The sequence below is a fragment of the Rhizobium sp. 01T437 genome, from assembly GCF_056398505.1.
Genome location: NZ_JBFTPM010000002.1, coordinates 307,223 through 322,137, shown reverse-complemented (window position 1 = coordinate 322,137; position 14,915 = coordinate 307,223). Strand labels below are relative to the sequence as shown.

Sequence of the window (14,915 nt, the reverse complement as noted above, 5' to 3'; positions counted from 1 at the left end):
GATCATGAAACTGAAGATCAGCCACCTCACCGAATACCGCTACGACGAACCGGCGCAGTTTTCCCTGCAGCGGCTGCGCCTGACACCGCCGACCACGATCGGCCAGACCGTGCTCAACTGGTCCCTCCATGTCGAAGGCGCCAAGCCGGAAGTCGAATATGACGACCAGTTCGGCAATCATGTAAACCTCGTCTCGCTGGAAGGCGAACAGCAGGTGACGCGCATTGTCGCCGAAGGCGAGATCGAGACTGAAGACCGCAACGGTGTCACCGGCCCCCATACCGGTTTCTGCCCGCTCTGGCTCTTCCTGCGCGATACGCCGCTCACCAAGGCAGGCAAATTGGTAAAGGAACTGACCAAGGGTATAACCGGCGAGAACGATCTTGCCCGCATGCATGCCCTGATGGCGGCGATCCACGAGGCGGTAGAGTATAGGCCCGGCACCAGCAGCACCGAGACCACTGCCGAACAGGCGCTCGAGAGGAAGACCGGCGTCTGCCAGGACCATGCCCATATCTTCGTTACCGCGGCGCGCGCCCTGGATATTCCGGCGCGCTACGTCTCCGGCTATCTGATGATGGAAGAAAAGGTCGATCAGGCTGCCACCCATGCCTGGGGCGAGGCGCATATTCCAGGCCTCGGCTGGGTCGGCTTCGATCCTGCCAACGAGATCTGCCCGGACGACCGCTATGTCCGCATGGCTTCCGGCCTCTGCTATCGCGATGCGGCTCCCGTGTCGGGCATGCGCATCGGCACTCCAGGTGAAAAACTGTCGGTCACCGTAAAGGTCGAAGACAGCGGCCAGATGCAGAGCCAAAGCCAGAACTGACAAGAGCAGGCCGATTTGCCGCGGCATCATGCGCGTTGAAACACGCAATAATTGCTGTTGCAACCAATTCTCTACTTCGAGCTAACCCGATCTTAAACCGGCTGGCGGAAGCTGTGCGCTCATAAGGCCCGCATTTGTGGGCACCGGCGCACAGCGCGCCGGCCTGTTTTGAGATTTCAGTAGGTCGTTTATGTCTCTTCTTATTATCGATGACAGCAAATCCAGCCTGCTTGCCCTTGAAACCGCCGTCCGCCGCTTTGCCAGCTGCGAGATCGAAAGCTTCACCAATCCGCTGGAAGCCCTCGAGCGCACGAGAACAGTCGAATTCGATCTCGTGCTGGTCGATTACATGATGCCCGAGCTCAACGGCATCACCGTGATCCACCGCCTGCGCAGCCAGCGCGGCTATGAAACCATACCCATCGTGATGGTGACCTCCCAGACGGAACGCTCCGTGCGCCTGGAAGCGCTGGAGGCAGGTGCTACGGACTTCCTGGCAAAACCCTTCGATCCGCTGGAGCTCGAGGCCCGCGTCCTGAACCTCCTGGCATTGCGCAGCGCTCAGCTTGCCCTCGTCGATCGGGCCCGCTCGCTCGATCAGGCTTTCCGCCGTGCCACCGAACGAGCCGATATCCGCGAGCAGGAGATCGTCTGGTGTCTGGCGCAGGCCATGGCCTCGCGTGACGGCAATACCGGCGATCACATCGAACGTGTCGCCAACATCGCCGAACTGATTGCCGAAGGCCTCGGCATGGACCGCATCCAGCGCCGCAACATCTATCTCGCCGCGCCCCTGCACGATATCGGCAAGATCGGCATTCCCGACGCCATCCTGCAGAAGCCCGGCAAGCTGGAGCCGCACGAGATCGAAAAGATGCGCGAGCATGTGCCGATCGGCGTTTCGATCCTGCGCAACAGTTCCGCCGAGCTTTCGCGCGTCGCCACCGCCATCATCGGCGGCCACCACGAAAAATGGGACGGCACCGGCTACCCGCAAGGCCTTGCCGGCGAACAGATACCGATCGAGGCGCGCATCGTCGCCGTTGCCGATGTCTTCGATGCGCTCTGCTCCGAGCGCCCCTACAAGCAGGCATGGCCGATCGACCAAGCCTACCGGGAAATCATCGCCTGCAGCGGCACCCATTTCGATCCGGCTTGCGTCGCCGCCTTCCACCGCAAATGGCCGGCGATCCGCATGCTCTTCGATCAGCTTGAGATGGAAGAAGACCGCCTGCGCTCCAGCGGTTGACACCCGCTCGGCTTCCATGAGGCCTTCTTCCACAGACCGGCGATCCGGTGCCGGCTGCCATTTGCCGAAATCCCCTGCATGAACTTATGGTGCAGTCATGTCTCGCATGAACCTTCATTTTCTTGATGCACGCGGTGCACTTTCCGAGCTGCGTGATTGGCTGGATGAGCGGCTGTCCGACGCCTTCGATAAAGGGAGCGCTCTACTGCGGGCAGCACCCGTCGATGTCGTGGTGAAAGCTGGAACCCACGTGTTGTCCGAGAAGGGGCATCTTGGATATGCGCCGGAACCGGGCTTGATCTATCTGACGGTCGATCCTGCCAATCCAGCTCTTGCTGCAAATGCCGATGCGTCGTTGGAGCGGATGTTTGTGCATGAACTGCATCACGCTGCCCGATGGGATGGACCCGGATACGGAAATTCATTGGGGGAAGCACTGGTTTCTGAAGGCCTGGCGGGACATTTTGCGCAGGAAATTTACGGTGGTCCACCTGAGCCCTGGGAAAGACTATCCAGCGATGAAATCCGCAGATATGTGACCCGTGCCGCGCAGGAGTGGGGCAATCGCAGCTATGACCACGAGGCATGGTTCTTCTGGACATCAGATCTGCCGGGTCAGCTCGGATATTCAATGGGTTTCCAGCTTGTCGCGGACCACCTGATGCGAACAGGCCAAAGACCATCGGCCTTGGTTTACGAAGAAGCGTCCGAATTCAGATTTTCGCTGGATCAAATCTAGAGTTCGCTCCGTGACGAGGCGCCTGAATTTGTAGCGTTGCGAAGGCAGCGGGCTTTCGCACTAATGCCCAGCAATCACTCCGCACAGTTGGGGTTTTCGAGATAACCGGTTTGGCGAAGCCACTAGCAGAGGATATGTTATGTCGCTTAGCGAGCAGCAATTCATTGAGTCTGTGCGCCGTAACCCGATAAACGCCGAATTGCTAAGCCGGCTGGGCCTCCTCCAGATTCCTCAAGGCATTCTAACCGCCGGCTGCCTCGTGCAGACGGTTTGGAACCTAAAGTCGGGTTATGATCCTCAGCACGGGATAAAGGACTATGACGTCTTCTACTTCGACGACTCCGACCTGTCATGGGACGCCGAAGATGCCGTCATTCGCCGGGTGCAGCAGGCGGTCGCCGATCTATCCGTAAAGGTGGAGATCAAGAACCAGGCTCGGGTCCATCTCTGGTACAAGGACAAGTTTGGAGCGGACTATCCGACGTTGCAAAAGGCGGAGGATGGCATCGACCGTTACCTCACCCTTTGCACAAGGATCGGTATTCGCCTTAGCGACGGCAGCCTTTATGCGCCCGATGGCTTGGATGACATGTGGAACGGCATCCTGCGCCTGAACCCTCTCAATCCTCAGCGCGGCTTATTTCTGGATAAGTGCAATCAGTACCTGCAGCGATGGCCTTGGCTGACGATTGGCGATGACAAAATCGGCGATTGCGCTGCGCGGTCAAAATGACGGTTGGCATTTCGCGCATTCAGCCTCTAGCGGAGTTCCTGACTTTCAAAACAAGGCCGCCAGCACCGAACTTTCCCGTAATTTCTGTCGCAAAACCACCCGTAAGAGCCGGAGTTTCGCGACAGATATTTGCGAACATTTCAGCTAAAAGGCGGGGTTCTCACCCCGCCTTTCCATCAATCTACGGTCGGATACGTCCGTTAGTGGCTGTCCTTACCGACTGCACTTCCACGACATCCCTTGAGGAAATCGAGGTCGGCGCCGGTATCGGCACCTTCGACATGCTGCTGATGCAGGAAGGCGTAGCCGGACTTCGGCAGATCATGGTTCGGCTGCCATTCGGCCAGACGCTTCGCCAGTTCCTCTTCGGAAATGTCGAGATGCAGGCGGCGGTTCGGAACGTCGAGCTCGATCATGTCGCCGTTCCTGACGACAGCAAGCGGGCCGCCGACAGCGGCTTCCGGCGAGGTATGCAGCACGACGGTACCGTAGGCGGTGCCGGACATGCGGGCGTCGGAAATGCGCACCATGTCGGTGATGCCCTTCTTGAGCACCTTCGGCGGCAGGCCCATGTTGCCGACTTCGGCCATGCCCGGATAGCCCTTCGGACCACAGTTCTTCATGACCATGATGCAGTTCTCGTCGATGTCGAGATTGTCATCGTTGATCTTGGCCTTGTAGTCGTCGATGTCCTCGAAGACGACGGCCCTGCCCTTGTGCACCATCAGATGCGGCGAGGCGGCAGACGGCTTCAGCACCGCGCCCTTCGGCGCGAGATTGCCGCGCACCACGACGATGCCGCCCGAAGAGGTCAGCGCCTTTTCAGCCGGAAGAATGACGTCTTCGTTCCAGTTGACGACGTCCTTCACTTCGTCCCAGACCGTCTCGCCCGAAACCGTCACCGCATCCTTGTGCAGAAGGCCCGCCTCGCCAAGGCGCTTCAGCACGACAGGCAGGCCGCCGGCATAGAAGAACTCTTCCATCAGGTATTTGCCCGACGGCATCAGGTTGACGATCGTCGGCACGTCGCGACCACAGCGGTCCCAATCGTCGAGCGTCAAGTCGACGCCGACACGGCCGGCCATGGCCAGCAGGTGGATGACGGCATTGGTCGATCCGCCGATGGCCGCATTGGTGCGGATAGCGTTTTCGAAGGCCTGCTTGGTCATGATATCGGAAGGCTTCAGGTCGTCCTTGACCATCTGCACGATGCGGCGGCCGGTGAGCTGCGCCATCACCTTGCGGCGGGAATCGACGCCCGGGATCGCGGCGTTGCCGGAGAGTGCCATGCCGAGCGCTTCAGCCATGGATGCCATGGTGGAAGCCGTGCCCATCGTGTTGCAGGTGCCCGACGAACGGCTCATCGACGCCTCCGCCTCAAGGAATTCGGCCTGCGTCATCTCGCCGGCCTTCACCATTTCGGAGAACTTCCAGAGATGCGTGCCGGAGCCGACGCGTTCGCCACGGAAATAGCCGTTCAGCATCGGACCGCCGGTGACGACGATCGACGGCAGGTCGACGGAGGCAGCACCCATTAGCAGCGACGGCGTGGTCTTGTCACAGCCGACGAGCAGCACACAGCCGTCCATCGGCTGGCCACGGATCGCTTCTTCGACCGCGAGTGCGGCAAGGTTGCGGTACATCATCGCGGTCGGGCGGAAGGTATTTTCGGATGCCGAGAATACCGGCACCTCGAGCGGGAAGCCGCCGGCTTCCCACACACCAGCCTTCACCTTCTCGGCGAGCTCGCGCAGATGACCGTTGCACGGCGTCATATCCGACCAGGTATTGAGGATGCCGATGACCGGGCGGCCGTCGAACAGGTCGTGCGGATATCCCTGGTTCTTAAGCCAGCCGCGGTGGTAGATCACGTCGCGGCTCGTGCCGCCATACCATTCCTGCGACCTCAGCTTGCGCGGCCATTCTGCTTTCTTCTTCATAATTTCTGTCCTTCAGGATATCCCCTGATCGCCTCGTACGATCAGGGTTATCGCACTTCGTCTCAAGCCAGGGTGTAGGCGGTCTTGACGGTTGTGTAGAATTCGGCGGCGTACTTGCCCTGCTCGCGCGGGCCGTAGGACGAGCCCTTGCGGCCGCCGAAGGGAACGTGGAAATCAACGCCGGCGGTCGGCAGGTTCACCATCACCATGCCGGCCTCGGAATTGCGCTTGAAATGCGTCGCATGCTTGAGGCTGGTCGTGGCGATACCGGCAGACAGGCCGAACGGCGTGTCGTTGGCGGTTGCCAGCGCCTCTTCGTAATCCTTCACGCGGATGACGGAAACGACGGGTCCGAAGATCTCTTCGCGCGAGATGCGCATCTGGTTGGTCGCCTCGGTAAAGAGCGTCGGCTGCAGGTAGAAGCCGGGCGTTTCGCGCGAGATGAGTTCGCCGCCGAAGGCAAGCTTGGCGCCCTCTTCCTTGCCGATCTTGATATAATCGGTATCGGTCTGAAGCTGGCGGGCATCGACGACAGGGCCGATATGGGTGCCGGGCTTCATGGCATTGTCGACGACGACAGTCTTCAGCTTTTCGGTGAGCGCTGCAACGAACTTGTCGTGGATGCCCTCGGTGACGATCAGCCGCGACGACGCCGTGCAGCGCTGGCCGGTGGAGAAGAAGCCGGAATTGGCTGCGGCCTCGACGGCCACGGTCAGATCGGCGTCGTCAAGCACGACCATCGGGTTCTTGCCGCCCATCTCAAGCTGGAACTTGCGGTTATGCTCGATGGAAGATGTGGCGACGCGCCTGCCCGTGCCTGTCGAACCGGTAAAGGTGACGCCGGCAATGTCGGGGCTGTCGAGCATGGCCTGCCCCACGACCGAGCCCTTGCCCATGACGAGGTTCAGAACACCCTTCGGCAGGCCCGCGCGGTGCAGGATGTCGGCAATTGCCCACGAACAGCCGGGAACCAGATCGGCCGGCTTGAAGACGACGGTGTTGCCGTAGCAGAGCGCCGGAGCGATCTTCCAGGCCGGAATGGCGATCGGGAAGTTCCAGGGCGTGATGATGCCGATGACACCAAGCGGTTCGCGAGTGATCTCGACGCCAATGTTGGGACGCACCGAGGGAACGACTTCGCCGGCAAGGCGCAGTGCTTCGCCTGCGAAGAATTCGAAGATCTGCGATGCGCGGATCGTTTCGCCGATCGCTTCCGGAAGCGTCTTGCCTTCCTCGCGGGCAAGCAGAGCACCAAGCTCGTCCTTGCGCGCCATGATCTCGTCGCCGGCCTTTTTCAGGATGACGTGGCGCTCCCAGATGCCGGAGCGCGACCAGGCCGGAAAGGCAGCCTTGGCAGCAGCGATCGCAGCCTTGGCATCCTCGGCGCTTGCCTGCGCGTAGAGACCGACGATCTCGTTCGTGTCGGACGGGTTGATATTCTCGGCGGCATTGGTGCCGGTCCATTCACCGGCAATGAGATTCTGATGGATAGTCATGGGCCTTGGGTCTCCTCTATGACAAATGACCGACCGCTTGCGTGGCGGCCGGTCTTGGAAATCAGAGCTGCTTGACGGCGATCTCTTCTTCGGCAGCAACCTTCAGCGGGTTGCGCAGCGGCAGGCCGAATTCGGCCACCTCGATTTCAAAGACATCGCCCTCTTCCGCCTTGATGCCATCGGCAAAGGAAAGCGTCGCCGTACCGAACATATGTACATGCACATCACCCGGCACGCGGAAGAGGCCATATTTGAAATGGTGATATTCCAGATTGGCGAAAGTGTGAGACATGTTCGCTTCGCCCGACAGGAACGGCTTCTCGAAGATCACGTGGTTGCCGCGCTTGATGCGCGAGGTGCCACGGATATCCTCCGGAGCCACACCGATGCGGATTTCCGGACCGAAGCTTGCCGGACGCAGCTTGGAATGGGCGAGGAAGAGATAGTTGATCCGCTCGGTGACGTGGTCGGAAAACTCGTTCGACAGCGCAAAGCCGATGCGGAACGGCGTGCCGTCCTTGGCGATGACATAGATGCCGGCCATCTCAGGCTCTTCGCCGCCGTCGAGCGCGAAGGACGGCGAAACGAGCGGAGCGCCCGGAGCAGCGGCGCCATAGCCATTGCCCTTGTAGAACCATTCGGGCTGCACGCCCTTCTGGCCGGCAGCCGGCTTGCCGCCTTCAAGACCCATCTTGAACATCTTCATGGAGTCGGTCAGCGTTTCCTCTGCCGCCTCGGAGGTCTTCTTGTGCATGGAATCGCGCGTCGCGGCGGAGCCGAGATGCGTCAGGCCCGTACCGGTCAGGTGCAGATGCGCGGCATCCGGGTGCGTGATCGGCGGCAGGAAGCGTCCCTCGGCATAGGCCTTTTCAAGATCGACGGGTTCGCCGTATCCGTGAGCCTCGATAACGGAAACGAGCGACTTGCCGCTATCTGCGGCTTCCATCGCCAGAGCGTAAACGCTCTCGGCACCCTTGACGGCCTTGGCGGCGGCACCCGGTTCGCGCACGGCGACGATGATCTCTTCGTTTGCGCCCTTGATCTGCGAAATAAGCACGGTCTTCATCCTTTTCGTTTGGCGATGACAAAGCTTCGCCGCTCCGGCTCCATCCGGAGCCGGAATTCAATTTTCATATGACTGCGATGCGGGGGCTGAGCCTGAGCTCAGCCCTTGTTCTTATTATAGACGTCGAAGAAGACGGCAGCGAGAAGCACCGCACCCTTGACCATCTGCTGGGAGTCGGTGCCGAGCCCGTGGATCGACATGCCGTTGTTCATGATGCCCATGATCAGAGCGCCGATGACAGCGCCGGTCACCTTGCCCACGCCGCCCTGCGCCGATGCGCCGCCAATGAAGCAGGCCGCGATCACGTCGAGCTCGAGGCCGAAGCCGCCCTTGGCCGTTGCCGAGTTGAGGCGCAGCGCAACGATCAGACCAGCCAGACCGGCAAGCAGACCCATATTTGCGAAGGTGAGGAAGGTCAGACGCTCGGTGTTGATACCGGACAGCTTCGTTGCCTTCTCGTTACCGCCCATCGCATAGATACGGCGGCCGATCGTCGTACGACGAGTGATGAAAGCGTAAGCCGTGATCAGCACCAGCATGATGACGAGCACGTTCGGGAAGCCCTTGTAGACCGACAACTGTATGCCGAGCGCCAGGATGGCGAGAGCGACGATGCCGTTCTGCGCGATGAAGAAGCCCAGAGGCTCGACGTCGTTGCCATGCTTTTCGTTCGACTTGCGCGCGCGCCATGCCAGATAGACGAGGGTCACGGCGCCGATGACGGTCAGGATGATCGAGGTCGAGTTGATGCCGCCCATATCGAAAAGGTTGGGCAGGAAGCCGATGCTGATCAGCTGAAAGGCCGGAGGGAACGGACCGATGCTGGTGCCCGTGCCGGCTCCCGTCATCACGGTCAGCGTCAGGCCGCGGAAGACCAGCATGCCGGCGAGCGTGACGATGAAGGACGGGATCTTGTGATAGGCGACGAAATAGCCCTGAACGCCGCCGACCAGCGCACCCACGGCCAGACAAATAACGGTCGCGAGCACATAGTTCATATGCCACTGCACCGTCATGACGGCGGCAATCGCGCCGATGAAACCGACGACGGAGCCAACCGAAAGATCGATATGGCCGGCAACGATCACCAGCAGCATGCCCAGCGCCATGACGACGATGAACGAGTTCTGCAGGATGATGTTCGTCAGGTTGAGCGGCCTGAAGAGAACGCCGCCGGTCGAGATCTGGAAGAACACCATGATCGCGATGAGCGCGATGAACATGCCGTATTCACGGATGTTGCCTCGAACAAATTCGCCGATGGAGACGACACGCCCTTGCTCGGTGATGGGTTGATTGATCGGCGTCATTGTTTCTTCTCTCCTGAGCGCATGATGGCGCGCATGATGGTTTCCTGGCTCGCTTCTCCCTTCGGCAGTTCCGCAACGATACGTCCTTCATTCATGACGTAGATGCGGTCGCACGTACCAAGAAGCTCAGGCATTTCAGATGAAATCATCAGAACGCCTTTACCGTCAGCCGCGAGCTGGTTGATGATAGTATAGATTTCATATTTGGCGCCAACATCAATGCCGCGCGTCGGTTCGTCCAGGATCAACACTTCGGGATCCGAGAACAACCATTTCGACAGAACGACCTTTTGCTGGTTGCCGCCCGACAGGTTGACCGCTTCCTGGAAAATACTGGAGGAACGAATACGCAGCTTCGCCCGATAGTCGGAGGCGACGCGCGATTCCTTGACACTGTCGATAACGGTGGCATTCGACACCGCTTCCAGATTGGCAAGCGTCGTGTTGTGGACGATCGTTTCGCCCAGCACGAGGCCAAGGTGCTTGCGGTCTTCGGTCACATAGGCGAGACCGGCGTCGATCGCCTTGCGCACCGTCGTCGTATCGACCTTCTTGCCCTCGACGAAGACGTCGCCGGTGATCTTGTGGCCGTAGGACTTGCCGAAGACGCTCATGGCGAATTCGGTGCGGCCGGCGCCCATCAGGCCAGCGATGCCGACGACCTCGCCTTTGCGGACATTCACATTGATGTCGTGCAGGACCTGGCGGTCGCGATGCTGCTGGTGGAAGGCATTCCAGTTCTTGACTTCGAAGATCGTCTCGCCGATCGGCACGGAGCGCGGCGGATAACGGTCCGCGAGGTCTCGGCCCACCATGTTCTTGATGATGATGTCTTCGCTGATCTCGTCCTTGTGACAGTCGAGCGTCTTGACGGTCATGCCGTCGCGCAGGACCGTGATCTGGTCGGCGACCTTGCGGATCTCGTTCAGCTTGTGGGAAATGATGATCGAGGTGATGCCCTGCTTGCGGAATTCCATCAGCAGGGTGAGCAGCGCGTCGGAATCGCTTTCGTTCAGCGATGCGGTAGGCTCGTCGAGAATGAGCAGCTTGACGCTCTTGGACAGTGCCTTTGCGATCTCGACGAGCTGCTGCTTGCCGACGCCAATGTCGGTGACAAGCGTGTTCGGAGATTCCGCCAGGCCCACCTTGGCGAGCAATTGCTTCGTGCGATTGAATGTATCGCCCCAGCTGATGACGCCGTTCTTGGCGTTTTCATTGCCGAGGAAGATGTTTTCACCGATTGAAAGCTGGGGCACCAGCGCCAGCTCCTGGTGGATGATGACGATACCGATTTCTTCGGAATCCTTCAGAACCTTGAAGTTGCGCACGTCGCCTTCATAGACGATGTCGCCATCATAGCTTCCTGCCGGATAGACGCCGGAGAGCACCTTCATCAGGGTCGACTTGCCGGCCCCGTTTTCGCCCACCAATGCGTGGATCTCACCCTGACGAACCTTGAGGTTCACATTCTCGAGCGCCTTGACGCCCGGGAACGTCTTGGTGATGTTCCGCATTTCGAGGATTGTATTTTCCATGACTAAAAACCCAACGCCGCGATCGGAAATGACCCGGCGATCATAGAATCGAAGACCGGAACCCGCAATCGCGCGGGTTCCGGCCATTCATAATTACTTCAGCTGGTCTTCTTTGTAGTAACCGCCGTCAACGAGAACCGTCTTGTAGTTCTCCTTGGTCACGGCGACCGGCTTCAGCAGGTAGGACGGAACGACCTTGACACCGTTGTCGTAGGTCTTCGTGTCGTTGACTTCAGGCTCCTTGCCGGACATGAYGGCGTCAACCATCTGAACGGTGACCTTCGCCAGATCGCGGGTATCCTTGAAGATCGAGGAATACTGCTCGCCAGCGATGATCGACTTGATCGACGGGATTTCCGAGTCCTGACCGGTGACGACCGGCAGCGGCTGCCCAGCCGAACCGTAGCCGACGCCCTTCAGCGACGAGAGGATACCGATCGACAGACCGTCGTAAGGAGACAGGACAGCGTCAACCTTGGCGTCGGTGTAGTTAGCCGAGAGCAGGTTGTCCATGCGGGCCTGGGCCGTTGCCGGATCCCAACGCAGCGTGCCGACCTTGTCCATGCCGGTCTGGCCGGACTTCACGACGAGCTTGCCGGAGTCGATGTAGGGCTGCAGAACAGACATTGCGCCGTCGTAGAAGAAGAAGGCGTTGTTGTCGTCCGGCGAGCCGCCGAAGAGTTCGATGTTGAACGGGCCCTTGCCGTCCTTGAGGCCGAGCTTGTCGACGATCGTGCCAGCCTGGAGAACGCCAACCTGGAAGTTGTCGAACGTGGCGTAGTAATCGACGTTAGCCGAGTCGCGGATCAGGCGGTCATAAGCGATGACCTTGATGCCGGCGTCATGAGCCTTCTGGAGAACGTCCGAGAGGGTCGTGCCGTCGATCGAAGCAACGACGAGAACCTTGGCGCCCTTCGTAACCATGTTTTCGATCTGCGAAAGCTGGTTCGGAATATCATCGTCAGCATACTGCAGGTCGGTCTGGTAGCCGGCAGCCTGGAGCTGCTTGACGATGTTGTTACCGTCGTCGATCCAGCGGGCCGAAGCCTTCGTCGGCATTGCAATGCCAACCAGGCCCTTGTCAGCCGCCATAGCCGGCATAACGAACGATGCGACGCCGAAAGCAGCCGCAGCCATCAATGAGATAATGGATTTCATTTCTCTCTCCCTTGTTAAAGATTAGCGGACGAAAAATCGCCCGCCCCGAAACTGTGGCAGGTTCCGTATTGGATAGTTACTTCAGATGGTGAGAAACGAAGTAGGTCTCCTCCACGATCTCACACGTGTTGAGTGCCAACCAGCACACGGCGGCAAACTGGTATGGATTCCTATAACTGTCAAATAGAATAACTGGTAATGTGCATAACAAATTTGGTATATCGTTAAAAAGTATTACTTTTGATGGAGCGCGGTGGGGAGGCTGCAACCATGACGATTATCTCCGAGCCATTTTCGTTGGAACATGTCGACATTCACAGCGACAATTTTGGTGATGACGGCCTTCTACGTGCAGGACTTAAGCTGAATCATCTGCGTATGATTGTCGCAATCGAAGATAGCGGGCAGATTTCTGCTGCCGCAGAGGTGCTGAACATATCGCAGCCGGCGGCCTCCCGAATGCTGTCCGAAATGGAGTCGATCGTGAAGACTTCGCTCTATGAGCGGGTTGCCCGCGGCGTGGTGCTGACCACCTTCGGCGAGGCACTCGCCAGGCGTGCCCGCAAGATCCTTCTGGAGCTCCGCGAGGCAAGCCGCGAGATCGGCGAATTGAAGAGCGGCAAGGGCGGCTCGGTCTTCATCGGCGCCGTCACCGCGCCCGCCATGAGCCTCGTCGTTCCCGCCATCAACACGGTGCGCAAGACCTTTCCCGGCATCGAGGTCAATATCCAGGTCGAGACCAGCAATGTGCTGGCGCGCGAGCTTCTGGCCGCCCGCCACGACTTCATCATCAGCCGCATCCCCGATGACCTCAACCCGCGCCTTTTCGAGGTCCGCGAGATCGGCATCGAGAAAGCCTGCCTGATCGTGCGCAGCCGCCATCCCCTCTTAAAGAAGAAGAGCCCAAGCAGCCTGTCGGAGATCAAGGATTACGATTGGGTGTTCCAGCCGCCGGGCACGCTGCTGCGCCGCACGATAGAGGATATCTTCCTGTCGCGCGCAGTTCGGCTTCCGGAAAACATCGTCAACACCTCCTCGCTGCTGCTGACCTGCGCGATCATCTGCGAGACGGATGCCATTGCCCCCGTCGCCGTCGACGTCGCCCAGTTTCTCGCCTCCCAGAGCTCGAATGCCTCCGACGTGCGCATCCTGCCGATCGATTTCGAGATCAACGTCAAGCCCTACAGCCTGATCACCGTCCGCGAGCGCGCCCTGCCGCCGAGCGCCCGGCTGCTCTACGATCTCATTCTGGAAGAGAGCATCCGGCAGGCTGAGGGCTAGGGCCTTCAAGATACCCGGACTGAACGACGCGCATGCTACGACAATCTTTTGAAAACGCCTGGGTAGTCCAGCACGATACCGTCGCCGTCGACCTCGAGTTCGGCGGAAAATCCGGTTGATATACCCTCATAGAGAAAACGGTTCTCGGCAAGTTTGGTATATCGCTGTTCGACAGGTTCGACGATCAGGTCCGGCAAGGAAACATAGGCAGCGCTGATGTCTTCGGCGACACCTATTTTTTGTTCAAGCCGCCGAATTGGCAGGGTGTTGGTGAAGGGTGTTGCCGCAATATCGACATCGATGCACCCGGCCAAATCGGAAATCTCCGAGCCATTCCCGTTGACCCAACGACCGCGGCCGTCGGACAGAATGTGCAGTCTTGGGCCGTTGGCGATCTGAACCCCGACTTCGCGCACGCGCCAATGCGGGTCTATCACCAAACGGTAGGTCAGATCATATTTGCCGGCTTCGAACTGTCCGGTCACAACACCTTCCGCAAGCACACCCTCTTCATTGTGGAGGATGGAAAGACGCTCAAGTCCGTCTCCGTTCCAATCGGTCCATTGTACCGTCCGCTTCCACGCTGTCATACGCGCCCCCATCTCCTTATCCACAAATGCTGCCCCGTCGCGGCGACCGGCTCTGGGCACGATACATTGCGGACAGTTCACCAGGCATAGGATTCCACCAGGCTGGCACCACGCCAAGATTTACTGTGGCCAACAGAATGCTTCAATCTCGCCAGGACAGGCTCAGGATCACTGCACCGAAATCCAGCCCGGCGCCAACTTGGCGCCGTTTAATGCGCCGCTCGAAAAGGAAGGCGCATGCTGTTCGGACAATCGATATTCCAATCTGTTCTCGAACGGTTGAAAGAGGAAGACGCCGGAAAAGCGGAAGAGCCGGCCGCCCATCGCGTTCCCGGCTTTCCGACAGGCCTCGCCTTCGATGTGATGGAGGGTGTTTCGGCTGCTTCGCAGCGGGTCGGGCAAGCCTATTTCGACAATCTCGGCCCCGAGCCTACGATAGCGGCGCCTCCCCCGCCTGAGCCCGAACCGGTCATGCCCGCTCATCTCGCCCGCATTGCGCCGGAAGAGATTGCCTCGGACCTGTCGATTTCATCTGCCGATACGCAACAGACGCTGAACGAGAAACGGCGCGCTTTCGCCAAGGCCAATCATCCTGACGGTGTCGCAGAGCCTTTCCGCGACAATGCCAACAGACGCATGATGATCGCCAATCTGCTGATCGACGAGGCGATGCGCCGCCTGCCGCACAGCTGAAGCTTCCCCGTCCCTCGTCGAATGATTTGAGACGTTCCAGGCTTTGGAAGGCCGGCGTTTCCGGCTCGCTTTGCGGCTTGTCTACACTGCTTTTTTCTGACAACTCAACCGGTACTGATAGCAGCCAGATTGAATATTTCGCGTTTTAGTAGCAGATAATTCTTCCGCTTTTTGGTACCGGCGACAGCATATTTCGGCAGGCCAACATACCGTGCCTACTCCCTTTTCATTAGGCCTCAACGCTATTTAGCGAAATTGAATGCGATACAACCTTTTGTAACATAGGCCGGTGTTAA

13 protein-coding genes are annotated in these 14,915 nt (G+C 59.2%); 6 read left to right on the top strand and 7 right to left on the bottom strand.

What is annotated here, in order from left to right; all coding sequences use genetic code 11:
* The first annotated feature begins 4 nt into the window (after positions 1–4).
* From AC1DM5_RS05020 to AC1DM5_RS05005, 4 genes are all read left to right on the top strand, one after another.
* Positions 5–829 (top strand): transglutaminase family protein, encoded by an 825-nt coding sequence (locus AC1DM5_RS05020; RefSeq protein WP_477819727.1) that lies wholly within the window; start codon positions 5–7, stop codon positions 827–829.
* A 190-nt stretch (positions 830–1,019) separates the two neighbouring features.
* Positions 1,020–2,078 carry an HD domain-containing phosphohydrolase gene (locus AC1DM5_RS05015; protein ID WP_477819726.1) on the top strand — a complete coding sequence of 353 codons (1,059 nt, stop codon included), beginning with the start codon at positions 1,020–1,022 and terminating at the stop codon, positions 2,076–2,078.
* A 97-nt stretch (positions 2,079–2,175) separates the two neighbouring features.
* Positions 2,176–2,817, top strand: a complete 642-nt coding sequence (locus tag AC1DM5_RS05010) for a DUF2268 domain-containing putative Zn-dependent protease (RefSeq protein WP_477974697.1) — start codon at positions 2,176–2,178, stop codon at positions 2,815–2,817.
* Between the two features lie 139 nt (positions 2,818–2,956).
* Entirely contained in the window at positions 2,957–3,550 is a 594-nt protein-coding gene (locus AC1DM5_RS05005) for a nucleotidyltransferase family protein (protein WP_477819724.1), read from the top strand.
* 200 nt (positions 3,551–3,750) lie between these two features.
* Here AC1DM5_RS05005 and araD read toward each other — a convergent pair whose 3' ends face one another.
* From araD to chvE, 6 genes are all read right to left on the bottom strand, one after another.
* Positions 3,751–5,490, bottom strand: coding sequence for an L-arabinonate dehydratase (araD, locus tag AC1DM5_RS05000; RefSeq protein WP_477819723.1), 1,740 nt, complete (start codon positions 5,488–5,490; stop codon positions 3,751–3,753).
* A gap of 62 nt (positions 5,491–5,552) precedes the next feature.
* Positions 5,553–6,986, bottom strand: coding sequence for an aldehyde dehydrogenase family protein (locus tag AC1DM5_RS04995; protein WP_477974695.1), 1,434 nt, complete (start codon positions 6,984–6,986; stop codon positions 5,553–5,555).
* Positions 6,987–7,047: 61 nt separating this feature from the next.
* Positions 7,048–8,043 carry an AraD1 family protein gene (araD1, locus tag AC1DM5_RS04990; RefSeq protein WP_477819721.1) on the bottom strand — a complete coding sequence of 332 codons (996 nt, stop codon included), beginning with the start codon at positions 8,041–8,043 and terminating at the stop codon, positions 7,048–7,050.
* 107 nt (positions 8,044–8,150) lie between these two features.
* Entirely contained in the window at positions 8,151–9,362 is a 1,212-nt protein-coding gene (gene mmsB / locus AC1DM5_RS04985; protein ID WP_477819720.1) for a multiple monosaccharide ABC transporter permease, read from the bottom strand.
* Entirely contained in the window at positions 9,359–10,897 is a 1,539-nt protein-coding gene (gene mmsA / locus AC1DM5_RS04980) for a multiple monosaccharide ABC transporter ATP-binding protein (protein ID WP_477819719.1), read from the bottom strand. The genes mmsB and mmsA overlap by 4 nt, the downstream gene beginning before the upstream one ends.
* A 93-nt stretch (positions 10,898–10,990) precedes the next feature.
* The gene (gene chvE / locus AC1DM5_RS04975) at positions 10,991–12,055 is read right to left on the bottom strand and encodes a multiple monosaccharide ABC transporter substrate-binding protein (RefSeq protein WP_477974693.1); all 1,065 of its coding nucleotides are present in this window, start codon (positions 12,053–12,055) and stop codon (positions 10,991–10,993) included.
* 270 nt (positions 12,056–12,325) lie between these two features.
* Between chvE and AC1DM5_RS04970 the strand changes: the two genes are divergently transcribed.
* Positions 12,326–13,336, top strand: coding sequence for a LysR family transcriptional regulator (locus AC1DM5_RS04970; RefSeq protein WP_477819717.1), 1,011 nt, complete (start codon positions 12,326–12,328; stop codon positions 13,334–13,336).
* A gap of 35 nt (positions 13,337–13,371) precedes the next feature.
* On the opposite strand, the gene AC1DM5_RS04965 is transcribed toward AC1DM5_RS04970, so the two are convergent.
* On the bottom strand, positions 13,372–13,926 hold the full coding sequence (locus AC1DM5_RS04965; protein ID WP_477974691.1) for a putative glycolipid-binding domain-containing protein: 555 nt from the start codon (positions 13,924–13,926) through the stop codon (positions 13,372–13,374).
* 237 nt (positions 13,927–14,163) lie between these two features.
* Between AC1DM5_RS04965 and AC1DM5_RS04960 the strand changes: the two genes are divergently transcribed.
* Complete coding sequence (locus AC1DM5_RS04960) at positions 14,164–14,619, top strand: hypothetical protein (protein WP_477819715.1); 456 nt, start codon at positions 14,164–14,166, stop codon at positions 14,617–14,619.
* The last annotated feature ends 296 nt before the right edge of the window (positions 14,620–14,915 follow it).

Coding starts and splice junctions, on each gene's coding strand:
- AC1DM5_RS05010 (WP_477974697.1), top strand. CDS start 2,176: ATGTCTCGCATGAACCTTCATTTTCTTGATGCACGCGGTGCACTTTCC.
- mmsB (WP_477819720.1), bottom strand. CDS start 9,362: ATGACGCCGATCAATCAACCCATCACCGAGCAAGGGCGTGTCGTCTCC.
- AC1DM5_RS05020 (WP_477819727.1), top strand. CDS start 5: ATGAAACTGAAGATCAGCCACCTCACCGAATACCGCTACGACGAACCG.
- AC1DM5_RS05005 (WP_477819724.1), top strand. CDS start 2,957: ATGTCGCTTAGCGAGCAGCAATTCATTGAGTCTGTGCGCCGTAACCCG.
- AC1DM5_RS05015 (WP_477819726.1), top strand. CDS start 1,020: ATGTCTCTTCTTATTATCGATGACAGCAAATCCAGCCTGCTTGCCCTT.
- AC1DM5_RS04965 (WP_477974691.1), bottom strand. CDS start 13,926: ATGACAGCGTGGAAGCGGACGGTACAATGGACCGATTGGAACGGAGAC.
- AC1DM5_RS04995 (WP_477974695.1), bottom strand. CDS start 6,986: ATGACTATCCATCAGAATCTCATTGCCGGTGAATGGACCGGCACCAAT.
- AC1DM5_RS04970 (WP_477819717.1), top strand. CDS start 12,326: ATGACGATTATCTCCGAGCCATTTTCGTTGGAACATGTCGACATTCAC.
- araD (WP_477819723.1), bottom strand. CDS start 5,490: ATGAAGAAGAAAGCAGAATGGCCGCGCAAGCTGAGGTCGCAGGAATGG.
- mmsA (WP_477819719.1), bottom strand. CDS start 10,897: ATGGAAAATACAATCCTCGAAATGCGGAACATCACCAAGACGTTCCCG.
- AC1DM5_RS04960 (WP_477819715.1), top strand. CDS start 14,164: ATGCTGTTCGGACAATCGATATTCCAATCTGTTCTCGAACGGTTGAAA.